2 protein-coding genes are annotated in these 1,186 nt (G+C 75.8%); one reads left to right on the top strand and one right to left on the bottom strand.

Annotation, left to right across the window (positions count from 1 at the left end):
• On the bottom strand, positions 1–656 hold a 656-nt coding region (locus H5J33_RS35930; protein ID WP_181798832.1), incomplete at its 3' end, for a vancomycin high temperature exclusion protein.
• A gap of 160 nt (positions 657–816) precedes the next feature.
• Here H5J33_RS35930 and H5J33_RS35925 point away from each other — a divergent pair.
• Positions 817–1,186 (top strand): CbiX/SirB N-terminal domain-containing protein (locus H5J33_RS35925; RefSeq protein WP_181798830.1); only part of this gene is annotated, 370 nt, incomplete at its 3' end.

Genomic DNA, 1,186 nt, shown 5'->3' with positions numbered 1-1,186 from the left:
CGTGCCACGCCCGGCTCCCGGGGGCCGAGGAACCGCGGGTCCGGCCGGAAGACCGCGTCCAGCGCCGCCTTGCCCGCCGCGAACAGTTCGCGCGTCCCGCCGTAGTACCAGGTCGCGTCGTGCTCGGCGGCCACCCCGACGCCGTACGCGTCCACGCCCGCCGCCTCGCACAGCGCCACCGCCCGCCGGATGTGGAAGTCCTGGCTGATCAGCACCGCCCGGTCCACCCCGAAGATCCGCCTGGCCCGCACGCAGGAGTCCCAGGTGTCGAAGCCCGCGTAGTCGGCGACGATCCGCCGGTCCGGCACGCCGTGTCGCCTGAGGTAGGCGCGCATGGCGTCGGGCTCGTCGTAGTCCTCGCGGCTGTTGTCCCCGGTGACCAGGACGGCCTCGATCCGCCCCGCCCGGTACAGCGTCACCGCCGCGTCCAGCCGGTGCGCGAGATACGGCGACGGCTTCCCGTGCCACAGCCCCGCCCCGAACACCACCGCGACCCCGGTGCGCGGCACGTCCGCCGTGGTCCGCAGCCGGTCCGCCGTGGACAGGCGCAGCCAGGTCGCCGGCAGCAGCGCCAGCACGCACCCGGCCGTCAGGGCCCACAGCAGCCTCCGCTGCCCGACCCGGGTACGCGGCCATCGCGGCCGGCGGATCCTCATACGACATCCCCCCTGATCGTCCCGGTCACCCGACCGGGAAGACGCCTCCCGCACCCGTCCGGTTCGCCTCACACACCGACGCCGGCCGGGGTGATGGTACGGAAAACGCCCGTGACGGCCCGGCAACGGAGGCGCAACCTCCGCGGGCCAGGATCCTGCCATGACGGCGTCGATCCCCTCCCGCACCCGCACCCGGCCCTTCTCCCCGCCGGGCGGCGGCCGACCGGCACCGCCCGCCCTGGTCCTGGTCGCCCACGGCAGCCGCGACCCGCGGGCGCTCGGCACCGTACGGGCCCTGAGGGAACGGGTACGCGCGCTGCGCCCCGGCCTGCCGGTGCACCTCGGGCACATCGAGCTGAACGAGCCCCTGCTCCCCGACACCCTCGCGGCCCTCGGCGGCACCCGCGCCGTCCTCGTCCCGCTGCTCCTGGCCCGCGGTCACCACGTCAAGCAGGACATCCCGGAGCTGGCCGCCGCCGCGCCGGTACACGCGACCGTGGCCAGGGACACCAGGGAGATGGCCTGTGCGC

This window comes from Streptomyces sp. WELS2 (genome assembly GCF_013870595.1).
Lineage (GTDB): Bacteria > Actinomycetota > Actinomycetes > Streptomycetales > Streptomycetaceae > Streptomyces.
The sequence above is the reverse complement of the archived record's forward strand: the minus strand, read 5'-3'. Positions and strand labels throughout refer to the sequence as shown.